General features: G+C 64.2%; 4 protein-coding genes. 1 reads left to right on the top strand and 3 read right to left on the bottom strand.

Annotated elements, in window-relative coordinates; genetic code table 11:
• The coding region (locus tag EOL86_12980) for a transposase (protein NCD26487.1) at positions 1-390 on the top strand (390 nt) is incomplete at its 5' end.
• A 27-nt stretch (positions 391-417) separates the two neighbouring features.
• On the opposite strand, the gene EOL86_12975 is transcribed toward EOL86_12980, so the two are convergent.
• Genes EOL86_12975 through EOL86_12965 form a run of 3 tightly spaced genes read right to left on the bottom strand, consistent with a single transcriptional unit; the run spans position 418 to position 3,311 of the window.
• Complete coding sequence (locus tag EOL86_12975) at positions 418-1,107, bottom strand: TVP38/TMEM64 family protein (GenBank protein NCD26486.1); 690 nt, start codon at positions 1,105-1,107, stop codon at positions 418-420.
• A complete protein-coding gene (locus EOL86_12970) occupies positions 1,104-2,213 on the bottom strand; it encodes an aspartate kinase (protein NCD26485.1) in 1,110 nt (369 codons plus the stop codon). The genes EOL86_12975 and EOL86_12970 overlap by 4 nt, the downstream gene beginning before the upstream one ends.
• A 12-nt stretch (positions 2,214-2,225) precedes the next feature.
• Positions 2,226-3,311 carry an RtcB family protein gene (locus EOL86_12965; GenBank protein NCD26484.1) on the bottom strand — a complete coding sequence of 362 codons (1,086 nt, stop codon included), beginning with the start codon at positions 3,309-3,311 and terminating at the stop codon, positions 2,226-2,228.
• Positions 3,312-3,446: the final 135 nt, after the last annotated feature.

Raw genomic sequence — 3,446 nt, 5'->3', positions numbered from 1 at the left:
ATCCTGGGCGGGAAGGAATTTGTCAGCAAGATCAAGGACCGGTTCTTCCTGGCCAAAACCAATCGCGAAGTGCCAAGCGCACGGCATCTGGCTCCGACGGTGCGGGAAGTCCTGGACGCCGTCCTCTCGGCCTACGAAGCCGAAGAGGCGACATTGTCCGTTTCCCGCCGGGGCGCCACGAATGAACCCCGCGACGTGACCATGCATCTGTTGCGCACTCTTTGCGGGCAACCGCTGCAGCAGATCGCACAGTCCCTGTCCGTGCGCACCTACAGCACCGTCAGCACCACCCTGACCCGGGTTGCAAAGCGACTGGCGCAGGATGAGGCATTCAAAAAAAGAGTGGAACGTGTGCGCGCCCTGCTCAAGAAAAGTCAAAACGAGACTTGACCCCTTTATGACCCCTTTACACTTTGATCAGGGGCGGAGCGATCCGCCCCGCCTCGCGCGCATCCATCCGACCACGCCCCTGGCCGCCACGGGAAAAATTCCAAGCAGGGCAAAGGCCCCCAGCAGGGATGGCGACAAAATTCCGGCCACGGAATCAAGCTTGGCCAACTCCCGACCGGCGTTGACGAAAACCATGGTGGCGCCAAGCATGCCCAACTGCGAGACCCAGTAAAAGGTCCAGACCGGCATGGCCGTCAGGCCCATGGCAAGATTGACGAGAAAAAACGGAAAGAGGGGAATGAGGCGCAGGCCGAACAGATACCAGGCGCCATCCTGACGCGTGCCTTCGTCGATGATGGCCAGACGCGCGCCAAAACGTCGGCGCACCGCGTCCCGAAACAGATACCGGGACAAAAGAAAAGCCAGGGTCGCGCCCAGGGTCGAGCCCAGGGACACGGCGGCGGTCCCGACCCAGAAGCCAAGGATCGCGCCCGCCACCAACCCCATGACAATGGACCCAGGCAGACTCAGGGCGGCCATGAGCACGTAGGCCAGCACATACGCGCCGAGAAAGGAAACAGGATGCGCGGCCCAAGCCGCGCGCAGGCTGTCCAAAACCCCCTGGACAGCGGCCAACGTCAAAAAACGGTCCAGATCCAACACAAAAAAAAGCCCGATCAGAACCGCCAGGCCACAGCCCAGAGCCAGCCTGGTCATCCGCTCACGGGGCCGAACAACGTGTCATGGACGGCCGCGACCGTTTCCCCCGCCAGGGGATCTTCCAGGAAAAATTCATATTTGAGGGCCGTGCTGCTGACGGCCAGGATCCTGTTTCCGAGCCGGGCCAGGATTTCCCGCACGGCCTCCAAACGCTCCCGCTGGGCCGCCACCCGCGAACCGATCAGGGACAGGGCGTAACACGAAACGCCCTCCATTCCGGATGCGTGTTTTTCATCGACGACAACCACCGCGCGCCCCTCCACGCTCTGGCAAAGACGGCAGTCCACGGGGACCGGAGCGCCCTCGTCAAAAACCAGCCAGCGCAGGCGGTCATGGTAAACCATGGCCTGCAGGGTGTCGCGGTTGAGATTCTCGCTGGACACAATGGTCCCGATCTCCCCGGACAAGCTCGACCCGGCGGCGATCCTCACGCCCAGGCGGCGGGCGTATTCCACGGCGTCGTCCTTCAAGACCTTGGCTCCGGCCGCCGACATTTCGAGCATGGTTTCATAGTCGATGGTGTCCAGACGCCTTGCCGCTGGTGCCAGACGCGGGTCCGTGGTGTACACCCCGTCCACGTCGGAATAAATCTCGCACACGTCCGCGCCCAGGGCGGCGGCCACGGCCACGGCGGTGGTGTCCGAGCCGCCCCGACCCAGGGTCGTGATTTCCCGCGCCGTGGACACGCCCTGAAATCCGGCGACCACGGCGATCTTGCCCAGGTCCAAGGCCTGACGCAGCCGATCACCCCTGATCTCCAGAACGCGCGCGTCGCCATGGGTGCAATCGGTGATCAGCCCGATCTGGGAACCGGTGAACGACACGGCCACGCCCGGCCGGATGCCGTTCAGGGCAATGCTCATCATGGCGATGGAAATGCGTTCACCCACGGACACAAGCATGTCCATTTCGCGCGGGTCCGGATTTTCAGCCAGGGCCTTGGCCTGGGCCACCAAACCGTCCGTGGTCTTGCCCATGGCCGAGACCACGACCACGACCTGATCCCCCCGGTCATGGCGGGCCATGACCCGTCGGGCCAAATTCAGAATCTGCTCCGGGGTGGCCACGCTGCTGCCCCCGTATTTTTGAACAACCAAAGCCATATTTTCTCCTTGTTAACGCGCCATTTTCACGATGCGCGGAAGAAACGTCGCCCGGACGCGGACCAAATCGCTTTGGGCGGCCATGACCGAAAGAATGTTTTTATAGGCCATGGGCGCCTCGTCCAGGCCGGCCGAAAGCAACCGCACGTTCCTGGCGCGCAGGATGTGGTCGAGATCGCCACGGTGGAAACGCTTGACGGCTTCCTGACGGCTCATGACTCTTCCCGCGCCATGGGCGGCCGAACACAGGGACAACGGATTGCCCAGCCCCTCGACCACGAAGGCCGGATCGACCATGGTTCCGGGGATGACGCCCAACACGCCCAGACCAGCCGGAGTGGCGCCCTTGCGGTGCACGACCACCGAACGGCCACCATGGGTCTCGATCCAGGCGAAGTTATGGTGGTTTTCAACACTCCAAACAGGCGACAGGCACAGATTCCGGGCCAGGGCCGCATGGATCAGGGCATGGTTGGCCGAGCTGTAGCGGCCCATGAGTTCCATGGCGGCCCAGTATTCCCGACCGGGATCCGAGTCCAGATCCAGCCAGGCCAGATGCCCCAGGTCGCGGGGGAGCTCCGGGTGCAGCCGCCGGGCCAGGGCCGAATAATGTCTGGCCACTTCCCCGCCCGCGCCCCGGCTGCCGCCGTGGGAAAGCAGGGCCAGATAGGTGCCGGTCTCCAGGCCGTCCACATTTTCCGGCACGTCCAGCACGCCCCACTCCACGAAATGATTGCCCGAACCACTGGTACCAAGCTGCCCCCAGGCGGTGTCCTTGATCCGGGCCGTGACCGGAGAAAACGACCAGTCCTCGTGCATGACCGGATGGTCCTTGCGCCGCGAAAACTGACCGCCCACGCCAAAACAGGTTTCGGCTTCCAGGGCCCGGATCAAAACCTCGGCCTGGGTTTCGACCAAATCCGGCGGCACGGCGAACACGGACAGGCGCATGCGGCAGGCGATATCCATGCCCACCCCGTAGGGAATGACCGCGCCCTCAACGGCCAGCACCCCGCCAATGGGCAACCCATAGCCGACATGGGCGTCGGGCATCAGGGCGCCGCTCACGGCCACGGGCAGGGAACAGGCCTGACGCATCTGCTCCACGGCCCGGGGGTCCGGATCCTGGCCCCAGACCGACCAGGGCGCGGGCTCCAGACGCAATGAAGCCGACGACGGTCGGCGCGGTCCTGGCGCGGCCAAAACCTGGGCCAACGGCGCGAGCACGGGATG

Source organism: Deltaproteobacteria bacterium (assembly GCA_009930495.1).
Lineage (GTDB): Bacteria > Desulfobacterota > Desulfovibrionia > Desulfovibrionales > Desulfomicrobiaceae > Desulfomicrobium.
Note: the sequence above shows the minus strand (reverse complement) of the source record. Positions and strands in the feature narration are given on the sequence as shown.

Bases quoted from the DNA above. Each gene is read 5' to 3' on its own strand.
- EOL86_12975 (NCD26486.1), bottom strand. From the start codon at position 1,107: ATGACCAGGCTGGCTCTGGGCTGTGGCCTGGCGGTTCTGATCGGGCTT.
- EOL86_12970 (NCD26485.1), bottom strand. From the start codon at position 2,213: ATGGCTTTGGTTGTTCAAAAATACGGGGGCAGCAGCGTGGCCACCCCG.
- EOL86_12965 (NCD26484.1), bottom strand. From the start codon at position 3,311: ATGCGTCAGGCCTGTTCCCTGCCCGTGGCCGTGAGCGGCGCCCTGATG.